Source organism: Burkholderia catarinensis (genome assembly GCF_001883705.2).
GTDB classification, from domain to species: Bacteria; Pseudomonadota; Gammaproteobacteria; order Burkholderiales; family Burkholderiaceae; genus Burkholderia; species Burkholderia catarinensis.
In genome coordinates this window covers 85,575-103,117 of record NZ_MDEQ02000007.1, presented here as the reverse complement: position 1 = coordinate 103,117, position 17,543 = coordinate 85,575, and the positions used below count along the sequence as shown (strand labels likewise).

11 protein-coding genes are annotated in these 17,543 nt (G+C 63.2%); 6 read left to right on the top strand and 5 right to left on the bottom strand.

Going from position 1 to position 17,543, the window contains the following annotated elements:
• The first annotated feature begins 73 nt into the window (after positions 1-73).
• From BFF94_RS13295 to BFF94_RS13270, 6 genes are all read left to right on the top strand, one after another.
• Positions 74-331 (top strand): hypothetical protein, encoded by a 258-nt coding sequence (locus BFF94_RS13295; RefSeq protein ID WP_143269700.1) that lies wholly within the window; start codon positions 74-76, stop codon positions 329-331.
• 533 nt (positions 332-864) lie between these two features.
• Entirely contained in the window at positions 865-2,136 is a 1,272-nt protein-coding gene (locus BFF94_RS13290; RefSeq protein ID WP_128847412.1) for a hypothetical protein, read from the top strand.
• 184 nt (positions 2,137-2,320) lie between these two features.
• A complete protein-coding gene (locus BFF94_RS13285) occupies positions 2,321-6,973 on the top strand; it encodes an AAA domain-containing protein (RefSeq protein ID WP_158062069.1) in 4,653 nt (1,550 codons plus the stop codon).
• Positions 6,970-7,902, top strand: a complete 933-nt coding sequence (locus tag BFF94_RS13280; RefSeq protein WP_128847418.1) for a hypothetical protein — start codon at positions 6,970-6,972, stop codon at positions 7,900-7,902. Before BFF94_RS13285 ends, BFF94_RS13280 begins: the two co-directional genes overlap by 4 nt.
• Positions 7,899-8,696, top strand: a complete 798-nt coding sequence (locus BFF94_RS13275) for a hypothetical protein (protein WP_128847420.1) — start codon at positions 7,899-7,901, stop codon at positions 8,694-8,696. The genes BFF94_RS13280 and BFF94_RS13275 overlap by 4 nt, the downstream gene beginning before the upstream one ends.
• The gene (locus tag BFF94_RS13270; RefSeq protein WP_128847422.1) at positions 8,687-9,061 is read left to right on the top strand and encodes a hypothetical protein; all 375 of its coding nucleotides are present in this window, start codon (positions 8,687-8,689) and stop codon (positions 9,059-9,061) included. Before BFF94_RS13275 ends, BFF94_RS13270 begins: the two co-directional genes overlap by 10 nt.
• Before the next feature lie 175 nt (positions 9,062-9,236).
• On the opposite strand, the gene BFF94_RS13265 is transcribed toward BFF94_RS13270, so the two are convergent.
• From BFF94_RS13265 to BFF94_RS13245, 5 genes are all read right to left on the bottom strand, one after another.
• On the bottom strand, positions 9,237-10,286 hold the full coding sequence (locus tag BFF94_RS13265; RefSeq protein WP_128847424.1) for a PDDEXK nuclease domain-containing protein: 1,050 nt from the start codon (positions 10,284-10,286) through the stop codon (positions 9,237-9,239).
• Between the two features lie 201 nt (positions 10,287-10,487).
• The gene (locus BFF94_RS13260) at positions 10,488-13,661 is read right to left on the bottom strand and encodes a multidrug efflux RND transporter permease subunit (protein ID WP_128847436.1); all 3,174 of its coding nucleotides are present in this window, start codon (positions 13,659-13,661) and stop codon (positions 10,488-10,490) included.
• Positions 13,662-13,767: 106 nt separating this feature from the next.
• Positions 13,768-15,417 carry an ABC transporter ATP-binding protein gene (locus BFF94_RS13255; protein ID WP_128847426.1) on the bottom strand — a complete coding sequence of 550 codons (1,650 nt, stop codon included), beginning with the start codon at positions 15,415-15,417 and terminating at the stop codon, positions 13,768-13,770.
• Positions 15,414-16,529, bottom strand: coding sequence for an ABC transporter permease (locus BFF94_RS13250; RefSeq protein ID WP_128847428.1), 1,116 nt, complete (start codon positions 16,527-16,529; stop codon positions 15,414-15,416). Before BFF94_RS13250 ends, BFF94_RS13255 begins: the two co-directional genes overlap by 4 nt.
• On the bottom strand, positions 16,483-17,535 hold the full coding sequence (locus tag BFF94_RS13245) for a microcin C ABC transporter permease YejB (RefSeq protein WP_128847430.1): 1,053 nt from the start codon (positions 17,533-17,535) through the stop codon (positions 16,483-16,485). The genes BFF94_RS13250 and BFF94_RS13245 overlap by 47 nt, the downstream gene beginning before the upstream one ends.
• Positions 17,536-17,543: the final 8 nt, after the last annotated feature.

Sequence of the window (17,543 nt, the reverse complement as noted above, 5' to 3'; positions counted from 1 at the left end):
GCCGAGATCAACAAGCGAGAAGCTGAGCAGATGAACCGTTTAAGTGCGAGGTTCAAAAAAACACTATAGGGGAATGGAGGTCAAACGTATCATCATTCATCCGAGCAACGTTGCGGCCAGAACAGCTTCGTTCACACACGAAGTCGAGGCAATGCGGAAGGTTGAAATCAAACGATTAACGAAACAGTTGAACGAATTATTTAAGACTTTCGAGGCGATTCACTTCAGGGATCTTTCGGTAGTTCAAATTCAGAAGCTTGTAGATCATCATGGCCTTTCTGTACCTTCGCTGCTGACAGATGCGATCAAGAAGCTTAGAAACCTGAAATAACTGCCCCCCGGCTCGGCGCACTGTCGACCGAGCCTGGGCAACCAATTCGTCCTGGACATTCCGACGTAGTAGATGAACTTCTGCCGCCGAGTTTACGCGATGACTGATGCAAAGCGAGTCAGTCTCCGCTTGGGAGGCGTAATGTAAAGTTCCGTATAGGACGGAAGGTGCTCTGGGCGCGCTTTCGCCCCCGGCAGCACAAGCTGCTAACTCCGGGATGCTAGCTGTGATCTCGGAAAACCGTTTAGATTTTGGCAACTGATTACCCAGTTGGAATTTGATAATTTCGACTGTCGATCACCTGGGCGGTCGATACGTGCAACCCAGAGGCAGACTGACAGATTCAGGACCAGATACATGTACAAGATCGGAGCGTCTGCTTGTCTTTTCACCGCACGGCGTGCTTCTGCGCTGAACCCGCGAATGGGAGTGCAATTCGACCAACCAACAGTTCGAACCGTACTCACGATGACGCGAGTTGGCAGGGACAGGCATGAGGGGAGTGCCCAATTGGGTCGAGTTCGATTCCCTCGATGAACAATCAGCCAATCGGATCGATCCAGGTCGAAGCGGTCGTCCATGAGTGGAAAGAGGGCCGTTATGGCACTTGGGCGAACGCAGTCATCGTCACTCAGGCGCCCGCCACGGAGGCGACCTTCAGCGTCAAGAGGCTCGGGATCCAGCCGGTGGCGGGCAAACGCTTTCATTGTGAAATCGCCATCGTAAACAATCGATGGAGCGTCGTGTCGGTGCTAATGGACCATCTGCCATCCACGCTGCAGTCGGTGAGAGCAAGCGTGCTGGTGGGGCCCACGAAAGGCGTGCGTGAATATTTGCTGACACCGCTGGACCCTGATCTCGACTTAGATGGCGCGGCTCTGGTGCTACCGCAATCGATCGTAGAAAGTGCCAGCATTGCGTTCATTCGTACAGGCACCGAGGTGCTCGTCGATGCGCAACGAAACGGCTCGCGTTTCGAAGCCACGGTATTGCATGCGCCGCACGCCGGTCAGGCATTTCCCGGTGGACGCCATGCCGGCGCAGCGCAGCAGCCTGTCGTGGCATTCGCACTGAATACGTGGTCCGCATCGGGCGCAAAAGCCGTTCCGTTCGCCACGCACGAAGAGGGAGCACCGGTTTCAGCGAGGATTTGGGTGAAATCGAGCGCGTTGCGCGCGCTTGGCATCCAGGCGGTACATCGCGCCTCGTTGCCGGAATCCGACACCGACGAGCAAAGTCGTGCGTTAATCGATTCGTGGTCGGCAATATTGCGTGGCCCACGTGAGGATGCCGAGGCACTGTCGATAGATCGCGTGCTTATGTGGATCGAGTCGGCAGGCGAGGAGACTCGATGGAATTTCCTGCGATTGCTGGCGCCCGGCATGTTCCGCGTACCGACCGCCGACGGTGAGGTGATCGACTGGGTTGCCGCGACTGTTGATTCGATCAAAGTTCACGTGCCGCGTCAGCAAGCCGGGCCCGCCTTTCAGGCTTCGGGACCGGGGGGCGATCCGCAGTCTGAGCCGATGACGTCGCTCACCCTCTCGTCGGATACGGCCGACGCCGCCAAGCATACCGAGCCATTCATGATGGTCACCCTCCAGTTCAGCGACGAACGACTTGGCCGCGGCACGAGCCGCGCTTTCGTTGCCGAATCGGTATCGAGGAGCGCAGGGCTTGCCCCTGGCGTCCCGATCATTGTGCGTCTCGTATCGAGAGGCCAGTACTGGAGCGCGTCGCACCTGCATCGTGCCATGCCCCACCTTTCCAACACACTCGACGATGATTCGGCCCTGGCTCAGTAAATTCCTAGTCTCGCTTGCGAAGGCCGTTAGCGGTGACGTCACACTATCTCCCACGCACGGTGCAATCGACGCTCAATCAAGTGTCCCGCGCGCTTCCACAGCCGCTCCGCCTGCCATCCCGATAGCACCGGAACCCGTCTCTGGACCGCATCGTATCTACCGTCGGACCGCTGTAACCATCCGGGTGCCAGAAATCCCCGTCGAGGCGCTTGCGCAATACTGGTGTTCGGCACTCGATTACGTGTCGTTCGACGACTTGCGCGATCGGCTTCGCAAGAGTGGGAAGCTGCCGGAGCTCACGTTGCTCGCTGCAGATGCGCATCGGCACGGCGCCAGCCCCGACGCAGAGGGGCAAACATCGACCGGCAACAATGTACAGGTGGTCCTGGCGCTTTGGGAGGCCGACGCGAACCACGTGCCACAGTTGAAGAACCGGATGCACATGTTGTTGGCAGTGCCGGCCATCCTTACCGAGGACAATCTGCTGGCTCCTCGTACCGACGCACCGCCGATCTTCAACGGTAAGTATCTCGATCCCGACGTCGAGTCTTACGGTTTCCGGATCGCGCATCGAGACGAGGCGAATGCGGCGATGACGCAACAGCTCAGCGCCATGGTGACCGATCCAACCGTGGCACCGGGGTGGGACACCTGGTGGCGTACCTCGATGGCCGTGTTGCGCGGCTTGCTTGGAGTCGACGATGACGTTGCGTTGCTGACGGAACTGATCGCGAGATTACCCAGAGATCGGAAGACGAGCACCCGCCGCGGTTCTGGCCAACGCCGCTCTTGGCAACTTTACGCCGTAACGTTACCCGCCGAGGGCAGCGGACGCGGTCAGCTGAATGCCACGTACGCGGCTGCGCTCACCGAGCTACAACGCGAGAATGGACGGCTGCCGCTATTCGAGCGACTGGGCGGCGGCGAAAACGCGGCGTGGATCGAACAAGCTCCACCTTCGATCAATCAGGCCATGACGGGCCACATCGATGAATATGACGGCGGCGTTGCGCGACGCGGGTTATTCCCTCTCGATGCCACACAGCGCACGGCAGTCGGTGCGATCCTGTCGCTCAAGGAGGGCGAACTACAGGCGGTCAACGGACCGCCGGGAAGCGGTAAGACGTCGATGCTGCGTGCCGTCGTCGCTAGCCAGTGGATCAACGCGGCACTGCAGCAGGCGCCGTGTCCTATCACGCTTGCTTGCGGCGCGACCAACCAGTCCGTCACCAACGTGATTGAGGCGTTCGGCAACGCACCACATCCGGACGCGACGCTCACCCACGCCCAGCGTTGGATTGCAGATGCAAGCAGCTACGGCGCTTACCTGCCGGCCAGCTCACGCCTCACCGACGCTTCCACGCGCGCGGAAGCGGAGCGATTCGTCTGCCTCCAGGAGACCAAAGGTGGCTTTCTTTACCGCTACTGGAACCGGCAGGATGTACTCGATCCGCTTCGTGCAATCGAATATGAAGAAGCCTATCTCATCCATGCGCGGCATGCTCTGAACGATCCCGAGCTGACGACGCTTGAAGCTGCGATTGAGCATGTCTGGCACCGACTCGATCTCGTGATGGATGCCCAAGCCAGCTTCGAGCGGGAGTGGCGCGAAGGTGGTCCTTGGCATCACCGTGTCGAGAGGGCGTTCGAAGCTGCACGCGATCAGTGGACAGAGAAGCGGATCGAAGTCCTGCAGGATCGTATCGATAGACTCAATCGGGAGCACGACGCCTGGGCAGCCGAAGACATCGCCGATCTGTTGTGGCGCGCCGATGCCTTCCATTGGGCGGCGCGCTACTGGGAAGGGCGCTTCTTGCTCGCGCAACGCGAACGGCTCGTGACGCGCCACCCGGCGAACGTCGAGGATGCGCTGCGGCGCCTCTGCATGCTGACGCCCTGCATTGTCTCTACGCTGCACAGCGCACCGCGCTTGTTTGCCATCGAGCCGACACTCGTCAACCCGGCAAGCCCGGTCACACATGTGCTCGGGAAGGTCGATTTGCTGGTCGTCGATGAGGCCGGGCAAGCGCCACCGGAACTCACCGCTGCGATCTTCGCGCTTGCGCGCCGCGCCGCCGTTGTCGGCGATCGGAAACAGCTGGCGCCAATCTGGAATAACACACCGCTGACAGAATTCGGCATTGCGGCTCAAACCGACACGCTGCCGTATCTCGATGATATCGTTCGGTCGCACCGTTCGGTGGCATCGGGCAGCATGCTCGACATCGCGCGACTGCTGTCACGCTGGCGCGAAGCGGACGACCTCGGCGTCACGCTGAAATACCACTATCGCTGCAAGCCCGACATCATCCGTTACTGCAACACGCTTGCTTACGGAAATCGGCTCAAGATCACAACCGAGGAAGACGACAAGGGGCCGGAGCCTACGATTGCCTGGGTATCGGTGAATGCCGAGCCGTTGCCGGCAGGCGGCTCGTGGCGCAATCCTCGCGAGGTTGAAGAGATCGTTGCCTGGGTCGTCGAGCGTTGGCCAGCATGGCAAGCCAACGCCGCCACGGCGGGCAAGCCGTTGCGGGAGATCGTCGCGCTGATCACGCCATATCGTCCCCAGGCCGACCTGTTGAAGGAGAGAATCCAGCAAGCGTTCGACGACGCCCGCGAGTCGCGCGCTGGAACATGGCCCGCGCCGGACGACGTGGCCAAAGTGGTGGTGGGCACCGTCCATAAGCTGCAGGGGGCCGAGCGGCCAATCGTCTGTTTCAGTCTCGTGGAGGGGCCGGAGCAGGGCGGCGGCAGCTTCATTGACGCTGATGCCAGTCTGTTGAATGTCGCCGTCTCGCGCGCGAAACGCTCATTCATCGTGTTCGCGCATCCTACCCGCCTGTTCTCTGGCAACGTAGACCGATTTGTGCCACGCAACGAGATCGCCGATCGCGAAGCGCTCGTCTCGATGTCGCCCGTAGAGCAACTTGGCGTGCATCTGCGCCATCGCACCACCGCGCGGCCGCTCTACCCGCAGCGTGCCGTGTTGATTGAAGCGCCGAACAAACAGACAAGCCTTGGCGAGCTACTCGGCAAGGCTTCGGGGGTGATAGCGACGGCAGGCGCCCTGACCACGCTGCCGCTCGAAGGTGGCGTCGACATCAATGCCGGCTTCGTGCCGCGCCCCGTACCCCAGGACCATGCCGCGGCGTTCGTCGCTAACGCAACGCCCCTCGTCGAATCGGTCGACGATATCGTAATAGCGACCGACGACGACCGGATGGGCGAATACATCGGATGGCAGATCCTGCGGCTGTTGCGCGAGCCGCTCGCGAGCAAGCGGGTCGTGCGCGCGCGGCTGGGTGCGATCACGCACCCAGCCGTCGAGGCGGCGCTGGCCTCGCCCGGCGCGCTCGACGAAAACAAGGTGATGGCCGAAATCGTCCGCGAGATCGCCGACAACCTCATCACCGCACGGTTCCACGCCGTGATGCAACAGCCGGTGGCTGACGACGCATGCTTGGCGGTGTGTGAGGAGCTCGCCCCGCTGGGCGCTGTGGATCTGGAGCACATGCCCGCAGCACGCAGCATCATGATCGGCCGTGTGCAGGGCGCGGTGCTACGCATGCTACTGGATACGGCACGCCAAACACGCTCAATGGCCGACTCGCAGAGAATCGTCGCTCGCCTCGAGGTGGACGGCATCACGCTGCGAGGTGAAGTCGTACAGGTGCAGCAGAACCGGGCGACGACGCCCGCTGCCGACGCCCCCAAAGTGCTTCGCACGCTGCAGACACTGCGTCTGATGCCCGACGAACCGCCCGTGGTAACACACGAAACAGCTGACCTGCCAGCGGCCGGCACCATCTTGCTGATGGCGCAAGCGTGGCGTCGCTTCGGTTTGTTACCGTGGCGGACGATGGACGCGCTGCAGGCGCTTTACGACGGCACCTGGTCGAACAACGGGGTCACGGGACGAGCCTTCGATCCGCTCGAGCCGATCGATCCGGGCTCCCGCGAAGGTCATCCTCCCGTCACCCCTCTCGATCGCAGCGCATCGCCAGAGACGCTTGCTGGCGTATTCGCACATCCAGATTATCGCGATGTCTATACGCTCGTCTGGGAACACTTTATCGCTGCAGAGCAGGGACCATATCTGGTTCGACATGCCTCGCTCGACCTGCCGTTCGAATCCGCTCGTGCTGCGAAAGTGCGTCTACGGATCCAGGCAACGTCGTGTAACTCGGCGTCGGGCACGGTGCAGGATCGCGAGGTCGTACCGTACGTCGCCGAGCTACTGCTGGGCGAGGACGCCCAAATTAACTCCGTCGATGCGTTGCTAGATGCTTGGCAAGCCAATGCGTTCGACACTATCGTGCCGCAGTGGTCACTGGAAGCTGCAACATTGTGGAACATGCCGGTCGATCGCTTGCTACTCGATCTCGAATTTGCCGGGATCGGCCGCCCCTCAACGCTCGCGCGCTCACTGCAGAGCCTTGCGGAAAGACAACTGATCAAGATGCCGGTGGCTGGCGGCTCGGTCTGCCTGACCGTAAGTGGCGTGCAGGCAGCACTGACGCTGGAGGAGAGGCGCGAGGAGTTGTCGGCCGACGAACTGTCGGATCCGGGATTCACAGCGATGCTCGCGGATCGTCTGGACGAGATCGAGCACGGTCAGGCTCGACCGTCCGACGTACTTGCATGGCTAGGTGCCTGCTTCATGTCGCGAAAAGCCATGCGCGAAATCGAGCCGAGAATCTGGAACACACTGGCAGAACTCGAAAGCGCGATGCGCCCACCTGCGATAACGCGACCAGGCGCTCTCATCACGCCGGCGGCGAACGAATCGCGTCACGCGCCCGGACGCAAGACAGACGTGGAGCCGGGTGATTGAGCGGCGGTCTTGCCTCATATCCGCGTACGAGCGGTGGCGGTGGCTCGCAGTTAGCGACGATTCGGCGGCTAATAGCACGCCTGAATTCGAGCACGCCGAGCGCCAACAATCGCTACGCAGCGCAACTGATCACGGCGCTCGAGTCGTTCGCCAGTGACCAGACGAAGCAGGGTACGCACGCAGCGATTATTTCGGTTGCGGTCGAGGTACGCGATGCGTTGTTCGCCGCTCGTTCACACGGTCACCTGACGCATCAACATCATTCTCGGGCCATGACCATCTGCGCTGATGCGTTCCGCATCACGACGCCGTTTGCCAATACCGGCTTCGTCGCACGCGCAACGGCTGCCTTCAATGGCGCCAATGCAGCCACGACAGCTACCCAGCTGCGCGGCTTCAAGGAGGAGATCGGGTTGGTCGCATGGCTTTACGAGGCGTCTGCGCTGCTCGGTGCCGATCTTTCGGCCGGCGCCGCTGGCAACGCGAACACAATGCACGCCAACTGGGCCGCACACTATATGAATCCTCCGATCAACACGAAACTCGACTATCTCGAAACCGGAGCGTCCTACAATGTCAACATCGTGATAAGCGTCGACATTCCAGGCGGTAAGGGGCCACTCGTCATGGCCGGCGAGGCGAAAGGGGGCAACAGCACCTATGGTACGGTCAAAGGCCCTGCGTCCCTCCTCAATGCGTTGAAGGTCAAACCCCCGGTATCGCAGCGATCGCTGTTGTATGCGAGAACGAGAGCGGCCTACATGCGACGGGAAACCGGCACGAAGGCTTATCAGTTGGCCCGAAAGCAGGCCGGTGACATGATCGAAAGCGCGGCGGTCGACAATCGGCTCACGTTCGTCGCGGCTCGAGGTGATCTTGCGACGACCGCCATCCCCATCATCCAGAGGGATTATCTCGAGTGCCAGTGATTCTCGATCCACCGCTCGATGCATTGGCCCGCCGGGTGAGCAGCGAGGACATGGCGATGTACGCCGATCTCATCGATCGTGTCGACGAAGCACGTGCGACGGCATTGTCGCTCGATGACCTGGGTCCGATCATGGAACTGTATGGTGGACTGGAGTGTTATCTCGCAGGCGCCTACTACTTGCGTGACGCGGTGGCATTCCGCAACGCCGTCACGGCGCACCAGCGGCTTGTCGGCTGGATCGTACGTCGCTTCGATCCGCCGCCTGGCAATCTGCTGGCCGATCTATGCCTGTCGCTGATCCATGGTCCCGCGCCGACACGTCGCATGCTTGTCGCGGCGATTCTCACCCATGGCGGCACTATCGCTGACGACGACACGTCAGGCATTTTGGCGCGTATCCTCGCAGCCACCAGCAATCTCGACAACTCGCTCGCCACTCGCGAGGCGACTCGCCTGCTGCATGCCTGCCTCGATCGCCAATATCCACGTCGGGACACCCGCGTGCTGGCAACATTCGCCGTGACGGTATTGCGAGTCAACACTGCTGACGTCGAACGCCTGCCCGCCTGTCTGGAGAAGATGGATGCCGCCCGATGCGCACTTGTTGAACCGGAATTGGTACGTATGCAGCAGGGCGGCTCGACCGCCATCACAGCAAACGATCTGATTGATCTGCCCGGCGCCGCACTGGCCGCGATCGCGAACGCTCGCGTCGCCCGAGCAGTTCGAGCACGGCTGCTCGATACTCATTTTCTTGATCACCGGTGGATGGCGGGGGCGGGATGGGCGTGATCATAGAATTTCTGTCGGTTGGACCCAATTCGCTCGCGACGCCATTGCGCGTTGACGCCCACGCAGCAGCCAATGCCGCTGGAGCCGTGCAAGTCGCCGTCATCTCGATCAATTCGAGCAAGGTCGGAGATGTGTATGGCGTGCTAGCCGCATCACCGATATCGGCGTTGGCCGGTGACGCCAACGCGCCTGAACGCGCGACTCTCGTGGCCAGAGCGGATTTCGACTTGCTACTAGCGTTCGCAGCTGGACTCAAGATTTCTACGGTAGCCGATGAGGCACTACGTGATCTCTCAAATGCGATCGACGATGCCGTCCGCGAAGCTCGCTGGAGGCGCAGCGACCTGTTGATCGTCGCGACTTGAGTGGCCACTCGAGCAAGCCGGACGGGGAGCGGCATGTTGGTGTGCAGTTTAATGTTGCCTATCTCGAGATAACAAAAAACCTTGGCGTGGTAGGAATAATTCATTGGTATCTGCCTTTTTGTCGAAGCCAATGCCTAGTTCAACTCGACCGGCAGGCAGGCCGCCGGCCAACGAATCATTCCGCGCGATCCGGAAGATCGGGACGCAGTTCGGCCTCGATCTGATCGATAGTCGGGAGACCTGTCTCCAGCGACGGTGGTACCTCGCGCATAAGCTGGTACTCGGCCACTCCCATCGGTTTGGCCGCGCCGCGCAGCGCATACTCCGCGACAAGCCGATTTTTCTCCTTGCACAGCAGCAGACCGATAGTTGGTTGATCCTCCGGCGCCTTGACCTGCGCATCGAGCGCGGAAAGGTAGAAGTTCAGTTGCCCCGCGTATTCGGGTCTGAACGGCGTCGTTTTCAGTTCGACAACGACGTAACAGCGAAGCTTGAGATGGTAGAAGAGCAGATCGATGAAAAACTCGTCGCCACCTACCTCCAGCCGGTACTGACGCCCGACGAATGCGAACCCGGCACCTAGTTCGAGAAGGAAACGTGTGATGTGCTGCGTGAGCGCACGTTCGATGTCGCGCTCCTGGGCATTCTCGGTCAGGCCGAGGAAGTCGAAGATATAGGGGTCCTTGAGTGCGTCGTGGGCGAGATCCGACTGTGGAGGCGGCAGCCGGTCGGCGAAATTTGTCACGGCGTTGCCGGCGCGCGCATGGGCGGCCGTCTCGATCTGCATGGTCAGCACACTGCGCGACCAACCGTGCTCGAGCGACTTTTCCGCATACCAAAGCCGCTGCGGGGCGTCGTCAAGCTTGTCGAGCAGTGTCACAACGTGCGACCACGGTAATTGTGCAACGGGCTGTTGCACAAATTCCGGCTGCGGAAAAGCTTGGGCGAGGGCGCGCATGTACTTGAGGTTGCGCGGCGAAAACCCACGCATGTCAGGAAACGCGGCCTTGAGATCACGCGCGAGCTGGTCGACGACGCCGGCACCCCAGCCTTGTTTTTGCTGCCGGTCGAGAATGTCGCGACCGATCTGCCAGTACAGTGAGACCAGTTCGCGATTCGCGCTGGCCACGGCGCGCTGCCGCGCGCGCTCGACGCGCTGCTTGAGCTCGGTGAACCAGTGACGATAATCTTCAGCCCACGCGGGCTTGCGCAGATCTTTGGTCATGTGTTTCGTTGGCGGGCATCGGCTGTCGCGCCCGAAAGGAAATTATCTCGGCGGAGCCGGCAACCGACAAGCACGGCCGGTGTAGAGTCACTTCAATTATAACATCGACCCCGTTAAAATTATCGATAATTATGATTATGTCAAATATAATAATCACGTCCCCAAACCCCTGATCCCGCCGCCAACAACCCGTCGCGACCGTCAATCAGTCTCCAGATCCCCAACCGTTCCCGCCCGCCGCGTCTCGCGCCTCGTCACCGCGGCGTGCCGGCCGCGCCGGCCGACGGACACCACCACCCGAAACGCCACCGGCGCGAACACGAGCCCGAACATCGTCGCCGCGAGCACGCCTCCGAACGCGCCCGTGCCGATCGAACGCCGGCTTTCCGCACCCGCGCCCGTCGCCAGCACGAGCGGCACGACCCCGAGCAGGAATGCCATCGACGTCATCACGATCGGCCGGAACCGCGCGGCGGCCGCGTCGATCACCGCCTGCCGCAGTGGCGCGCCGCGCCCGGCCAGATCGCGCGCGTACTGCACGATCAGGATCGCGTTCTTCGCTGCCAGCCCGACCACCGTGATCATCCCGACCTTGAAGTACACGTCGTTCGGCATGCCGCGCGCGAGCGCCGCCGCGATCGCGCCGATCATGCCGAGCGGCACGATCGTCAGCACGGACAGCGGAATCGACCAGCTTTCGTACAGGGCGGCAAGCGCCATGAAAACCGCGAGCACGGACAGCCCGACGAGCAACGGCGTTTGCCGCGCGGCAACCTGCTCCTCGCGCGCCGCGTCGACCCAGTCGAAGCCGATCCCGGCCGGCAGCGCACCGGCAAGCCGCTCCATCTCCGCCATCGCCGCGCCCGAACTCGTGCCGGGCGCCGCCCGGCCGCTGATGTCGAGCGACGGATAGCCGTTGTAACGATTCAACATCACCGGGCCGATCGTCCAGTGCGGCGCTGCGATGGCCGACAGCGGAACCATGTCGCCGGTGCGGTTCGGCACCGTCAGCGCCATCAGTTGCGCATCGGTCGCGCGTGCGGCCGGGTCGGCCTCGATGATCACCCTCCGCATCCGGCCCGACGCCGGAAAATCGTTGATGTAGTTCGAGCCGAACGTGCCGCCCAGCAACCCCGCGATCCGTTCGAACGGTACGCCGAGCGCATACGCCTTCGCGCGATCGACATCGAGTTCGATACGCGGCGCGTCCGGCAGGTCTTCGAAATGCACGGCGGCGAGCAACGAATCCGCCTTCGCGCGTTCGGATAGCTGCTCGCGAGCCGCCTTCAACGCGTCGAGCCCGACGCCGCCCCGATCCTCGAGCCGGAACGTGAATCCGTCGGAATGCCCGATGCCGCGCACCGACGGCGGCAGCGACGCCTCGACATCGCCGTCGAGGATCGTGCCGAAACGCCCGTTGAGCCGGTCGCGCAACGCCATCGCGTCGACGTCGCGCTGCGCCCAGTCCTTCAGCTCCACGAACGCCATCCCGACGTTCTGCCCGCTGCCCGCGAAACTCCAGCCGATCACGCTCGTCACGTTCGCGATCGCCGGCTCCGCGTGCAGGATCGCCTCGACACGCTCGGCGACCGCGAGCGTGCGCGCCTGCGTGGCGCCCGCCGGCAACTGGATCATCACCTGCAGTTGCCCCTGGTCCTCGGTCGGCAGGAAGCCGCCCGGCATCATCCAGTACAGCAGCCCGCATGCGATCACGAGCGCCGCATAGACCGCCACGACCAGGCCGGTGCGGCGCACGGCGAACACGGCGATGCGGCGATAACCGGTTTCGACGCGTGCGAAGGCCGCGCCGAACCGGTCGGCCAGACGCGCGCCGATGCCGCGTCGTCGCGCGCGGCCGGTTCCGCCGTCGTGTCGCGCGACCGGCTTCAGCAGGTTCGCGCACAGCGCGGGCGTGAGCGACAGCGCCATGAACGACGACACCAGCATCGACGCGATCATCGCCACCGCGAACTGCCGGTAGATGCCGCCTACGGTGCCCGGAAAGAACGCCATCGGCACGAATACGGCGGTCAGCACCGCGGTCACGCCGACGATCGCCCCGCCGATCCGCTTCATTGCCTGGCGCGTGGCGTCTCGCGGCGACACGCCCTCCTCCATCACCCGGTGCACGCTCTCGACGACGACGATCGCGTCGTCGACGAGGATGCCGATCGCCAGCACGAGACCGAACATCGTGAACACGTTGATCGACAGTCCGAACGCCCACATCGCGACGAACGCGCCCATCAGCGTGACGGGAATCACGACGGTCGGCACCAGCGTGTAACGCAGGTCGCGCAGGAACAGCCACATCACGCAGAACACCAGCACGACCGCCTCGACGAGCGTCAGCACGACCTCCCGGATCGCGATCTTCACGAAATGCGCACCATCGAACGGAATCTCGATCGCCACGCCCGGCGGCAACACCCTCGACAGTTCGGCGAGCCGCGCACGAATCGCGTTCGACGTTTCGAGCGCGTTGCCGCGCGGGCCGAGCTGGATGCCGACGGTCGCCGCCGGCCGGCCGTTCAGCCGCGAATAGAACGAGTAGTCGTCGCGACCGATTTCGACACGCGCGACGTCGGCGACGCGCACCGCCGAACCGTCCGTCTTCGACTTCAGCACGATCCGGCCGAACTCGTCCGGCGACGCGAGCTGTCCCTTGACGACGATCGACGCGGTGAGCTGCTGGCCGCCCGGGAACGGCGCGTCGCCGATCGCACCGGCCGTCACCGTCGCGTTCTGCGTACCGATCGCCGCGATCACGTCGTCGGCGCCGACACCGTATTCGCGCAGCTTGTGCGGATCGAGCCAGACCCGCAGCGCCTGGTCGGCGTCCCACAGCTCGGCCGCGCCGACGCCCGGCGCACGCTTCAGCTCGCGCAGCACGTAGCGGTTCAGGTAATCGCCGAGCTGCGCGGAATCGCGCGTGCCGTCGGTCGACGTCAGCGTGACGAGCATCAGGAACGTGTTCGCGGCCTTGAACACGCCGATCCCCTGCTGGACGACCTGCTGCGGCAACCGCGACTCGACCTGCTTCAGCCGGTTGTTCACGTCGACGAGCGCGATGTCCGGATCGGTGCCGGGCGAAAACGTCACGTCGATCTCGAGGTTGCCGTGACCGTCGCTGCTCGTCTCGTAGTACAGGAGCCCGTCGGCGCCGTCGAGACTTTCCTCGATGATGCTGCCGACGTCGCCGTCGACCGTCTCGGTCGACGCGCCCGGATACGCGGCCGTGATCACGACCCGCGGCGGCGCAAGGCGCGGATATTGTGCGATCGGAAGCTGCGGAATCGCGAGCACGCCCGCGACGACGATCGCGAGCGCGACGATCCACGCAAAGACGGGACGATCGATGAAGAATGACGGCATCGACATGCGTCAGCGAACCGCCAGCGTTCCGGCGCGGGACCGCACGAGGGCATCGGCACCGCCGCACGGCGCGCGGGCGGCCTGGGCGCGCTGCGCCCGATTCACGTCAATCATCGGTTCTCTCTTGCGAGCCGCGCACCGGAGCCGGCATCGACGATGCAAGCAGCGCGCGTGTATAAGGATGGGACGGCGCATGCAGTACGTCGAGCGTATCGCCCTCCTCGACCACGCGCCCCGCTTTCATCACGACGACCCGGTGGGCCATCGCGCGCATCACCGCCAGATCGTGCGTGATGAACAGGTAGCTGAGTTTGTACTTCTTTTGCAGATTCGTCAGCAGATTCAGCACCTGCTTCTGGATCGACACGTCGAGCGCGCTCGTCGGTTCGTCCAGCACCAGCAGTTCCGGCTCCACCGCCAGCGCGCGCGCGATCGCGATCCGCTGCCGCTGGCCGCCGGAGAATTCATGCGGATAACGCAGCATCGACTCGGCCGGCAGGCCGACCTCCTGAAGCAACGCGGCGATCCGCGCACGCCGCGCGTCTCCGGCCATCTGCGGCTGGTGCACCGCGAGTCCCTCGCCGACGATCTGCTCGACCGTCATCCGCGGCGACAGCGAGCCGAACGGGTCCTGGAACACGACCTGCATCCTGCCGTACAGCGCGCGCCGGCCGCCCGTCGTCCGCAGCGCGTCGAGCGGCATGCCGTCGATCTCGATCGAGCCGGCCGCCGGCCGCTGCAGGCCGAGCACGGTCGCCGCCAGCGTCGATTTCCCCGAGCCCGACTCGCCGACGATCCCGAGTGTTTCGCCGCGCTTCAGGTTCAGCTTCACGCCGTGTACAGCCCGGAACGTCGTCTTGCCGAGCGCCGCGCGCCAGCCCTTCCCCGCAATGCGGTAATCGACCGCGAGATCCTGCACATCGAGGATCGTCTGCGCGCCGGCGGCGACCGGCTCGACGGCCCGTTGCGGCGCGCTGTCGAGCAGCCGGCGCGTATACGCATGCTGCGGCGCGGCGAACAACGCGCCGGTCGTGTTGGTCTCCACCAGCACGCCCTTTTCCATCACGGCCACGCGCTGCGCGAAGCGCTTCACCAGGTTCAGATCATGCGTGATCAGCAGTACGGCCATGCCGCGGTCGGCGGCTTCCTGTTCCTGCAACGCGAGCAACAGATCGACGATTTGCTGGCGCACGGTGACGTCGAGCGCGGTGGTCGGCTCGTCGGCGAGCAGCAAACGCGGACGGCACGCGAGCGCCATCGCGATCATCGCGCGCTGCCGCTGGCCGCCCGACAGTTGATGCGGAAAACTGTCGATGCGTCGTTCCGGCTCGGGAATGCCGGTGCGCCTGAGCAACTCGATCCCGCGTTCGCGCGCCTCGTTCGGCCGCAAGCCTTCGTGCAGGCGCAGACTCTCGGCGATCTGCTTGCCGATCGTGAAGAGCGGATTGAGCGCCGTCATCGGCTCCTGAAACACCATCGCCACATCGGCGCCGCGAATGCCGCGCATCTGCTGCTCGGTTTTTTGCAGCAGGTCGTCGCCGTCGAGCAATATGCGGCCGCTCAATTCGGCTTGCTCCACGAGACGCAAGATGGATAACGCGGTCACGCTCTTGCCCGAACCCGACTCGCCGACCAGGGCCACGCGCTCGCCGCGCGCGATCGAGAGGCTCAATTCATGCACCGCGATCGTGTCGCCGAAACGCACGGAGAAACGGTCGATTTCCAGCAAGGGGCGGCTCGGCACTGCATCGCTCATCGCGGACCTCCGCCGAACGCCGAACCGCGCGAGCGCGTGTCGAGCGCATTGCGCAACGCGTCGCCCATGAAGGTCAGCAGCAGCAACGTGATCACCAGCGCGGCGAACGCGGACATCGAAATCCACCACGCGTCCAGATTGTTCTTGCCTTCCTGCAGCAACTCGCCGAGGCTCGGCGTCGGCGGCGGCACGCCCAGGCCGAGAAAGTCGAGGCTCGTCAGCGAGAGAATCGCCGCGCTCATGCGAAACGGCAGAAACGTAATCACCGGCGTGAGACTGTTCGGCAACACATGACGCCACATGATCTGCCAGTTGCCGAGACCCATCGTGCGCGCCGCTTTCACGTAATCGAGCGAGCGGTTGCGCAGGAATTCGGCGCGCACGTAGTCCGACAGCACGAGCCAGCCGAACAACGAAAGCAGGATGAACAGCAGCCATAAGGTCGGCTCGAAGATCGACCCGAAAATGATCAGCAGGTACAGGTCGGGCATCGAACTCCAGATTTCGATCAGACGCTGGCCGATCAGATCGGTGCGTCCGCCGTAAAAGCCCTGCACGGCGCCCGCCGTCACGCCGATCACCACGCCGGACACGGTCAACGCCAGCGCCATCAGTACCGACAAGCGGAAGCCATACAGCAAACGGGCGAGCACATCGCGGCCGTACTGATCGGTGCCGAGCCAGTTGCTCGACGTGGGCGGCGCCGGATACGGATGCGCGGCGAAGTAGTCGATGGTGTCGTAGTGAAAATGATTCGGCGGATAGATCGCGAAGTTGCCGTTCGATTCGAGCCGCGAACGGATATACGGATCGAGGTAATTCGCGCGCGCCGGAAAATCGCCGCCGAACAGGGTCTCCGAATAGTCCTTCACGATCGGAAAATAGTAGTGGCCGTCGTAGCGCACGACGAGCGGGCGATCGTTGGACAGCACCTCGCCAAGCAGGCTGAGCACGAACAGCGACACGAAGATCACGAGGCTCCAGTAGCCCAGACGCTGCCGCCTGAAGCGCAGCCACGTGCGCCGCCACGGAGACGGCGATGCCGCGTGCGCCGCGCCGGACGCGTCAGCGGTCCAGGCGGTTGAATTGGATGCGGGGGTCGACGAGGACATAGCAGACGTCAGCAATGAGTTTGGTGATGAGGGCGATCAGCGTGAACAGAAACAGCGAACCGAGCACCACGGGGTAATCGCGGCGAATCACCGAGTCGTAGGAGAGTTGTCCCATGCCGTCGAGCGAGAACAGTGTTTCGATCAGCAGATTGCCGTTCAGGAACGCGCCGACGAAGGCCGCCGGCAAGCCGGTCAGCAACGGAATCGCGGCGTTGCGCAGCACGTGTTTCCACAGCACGTCGCGCTGCGGCGCGCCCTTCGCGCGCGCGGTCAGCACATACTGCCGGCCGATTTCTTCCAGAAAAGTGTTCTTGGTCAGAATCGTGACGATCGCGAAGTTGCCGACCACCGAGGCCGTGACCGGCATCACGATGTGCCACAGATAATCCAGCGCCTTGCCCAATGCGCTCAACTCGCCGAAGTTATCCGACGTGAGGCCGCGCATCGGAAACACCTGCCAGAACGTGCCGCCGCCGAACAGCATCAGCAGCAAGACGCCCAGCACGAAGCCCGGAATCGCGTAACCGGCCAGCACCAGCACACTCGTCACGGTATCGAAGCGCGAGCCGTTGCGCACCGCTTTGGCGATCCCCAACGGCACCGAGATCAGATACGTGAGCAACACGGTCCACAGGCCGAGCGTGACCGAGACCGGCAGCTTCGAGCGAATCACCTGCCACACGCTGTCGTGCTGGTAGTAGGACTGGCCGAGGTCGAACGTCGCGTAGTGCCTGAGCATCAGCAGATAGCGTTCGAGCGGCGGCTTGTCGAAACCGAACTGTTTCTTGATCTGCTCGAGTTGCTGCGGATCGACGCCCTGGCTGCCGTGATAACCGCCGCCGCCCGCCCCGGCCTCTCCGCCACGGCCAGTGCCGTGGCGGAGTTGCGTCACCACCTGCTCGACCGGCCCACCCGGCACGAACTGCGTGACGACGAAGGTCAGCGTGACCACGCCGAGCAGCGTGGGCACCATCAACAGCAATCGTCTGAGAATGTAGGCAAGCATGCTGTTCC

What these genes read in the sequence shown, in the direction of transcription:
- BFF94_RS13290 (WP_128847412.1), top strand. Translation starts at nt 865, where the DNA reads ATGAACAATCAGCCAATCGGATCGATCCAGGTCGAAGCGGTCGTCCAT.
- BFF94_RS13265 (WP_128847424.1), bottom strand. Translation starts at nt 10,286, where the DNA reads ATGACCAAAGATCTGCGCAAGCCCGCGTGGGCTGAAGATTATCGTCAC.
- BFF94_RS13270 (WP_128847422.1), top strand. Translation starts at nt 8,687, where the DNA reads ATGGGCGTGATCATAGAATTTCTGTCGGTTGGACCCAATTCGCTCGCG.
- BFF94_RS13245 (WP_128847430.1), bottom strand. Translation starts at nt 17,535, where the DNA reads ATGCTTGCCTACATTCTCAGACGATTGCTGTTGATGGTGCCCACGCTG.
- BFF94_RS13260 (WP_128847436.1), bottom strand. Translation starts at nt 13,661, where the DNA reads ATGCCGTCATTCTTCATCGATCGTCCCGTCTTTGCGTGGATCGTCGCG.
- BFF94_RS13255 (WP_128847426.1), bottom strand. Translation starts at nt 15,417, where the DNA reads ATGAGCGATGCAGTGCCGAGCCGCCCCTTGCTGGAAATCGACCGTTTC.
- BFF94_RS13250 (WP_128847428.1), bottom strand. Translation starts at nt 16,529, where the DNA reads ATGTCCTCGTCGACCCCCGCATCCAATTCAACCGCCTGGACCGCTGAC.
- BFF94_RS13295 (WP_143269700.1), top strand. Translation starts at nt 74, where the DNA reads ATGGAGGTCAAACGTATCATCATTCATCCGAGCAACGTTGCGGCCAGA.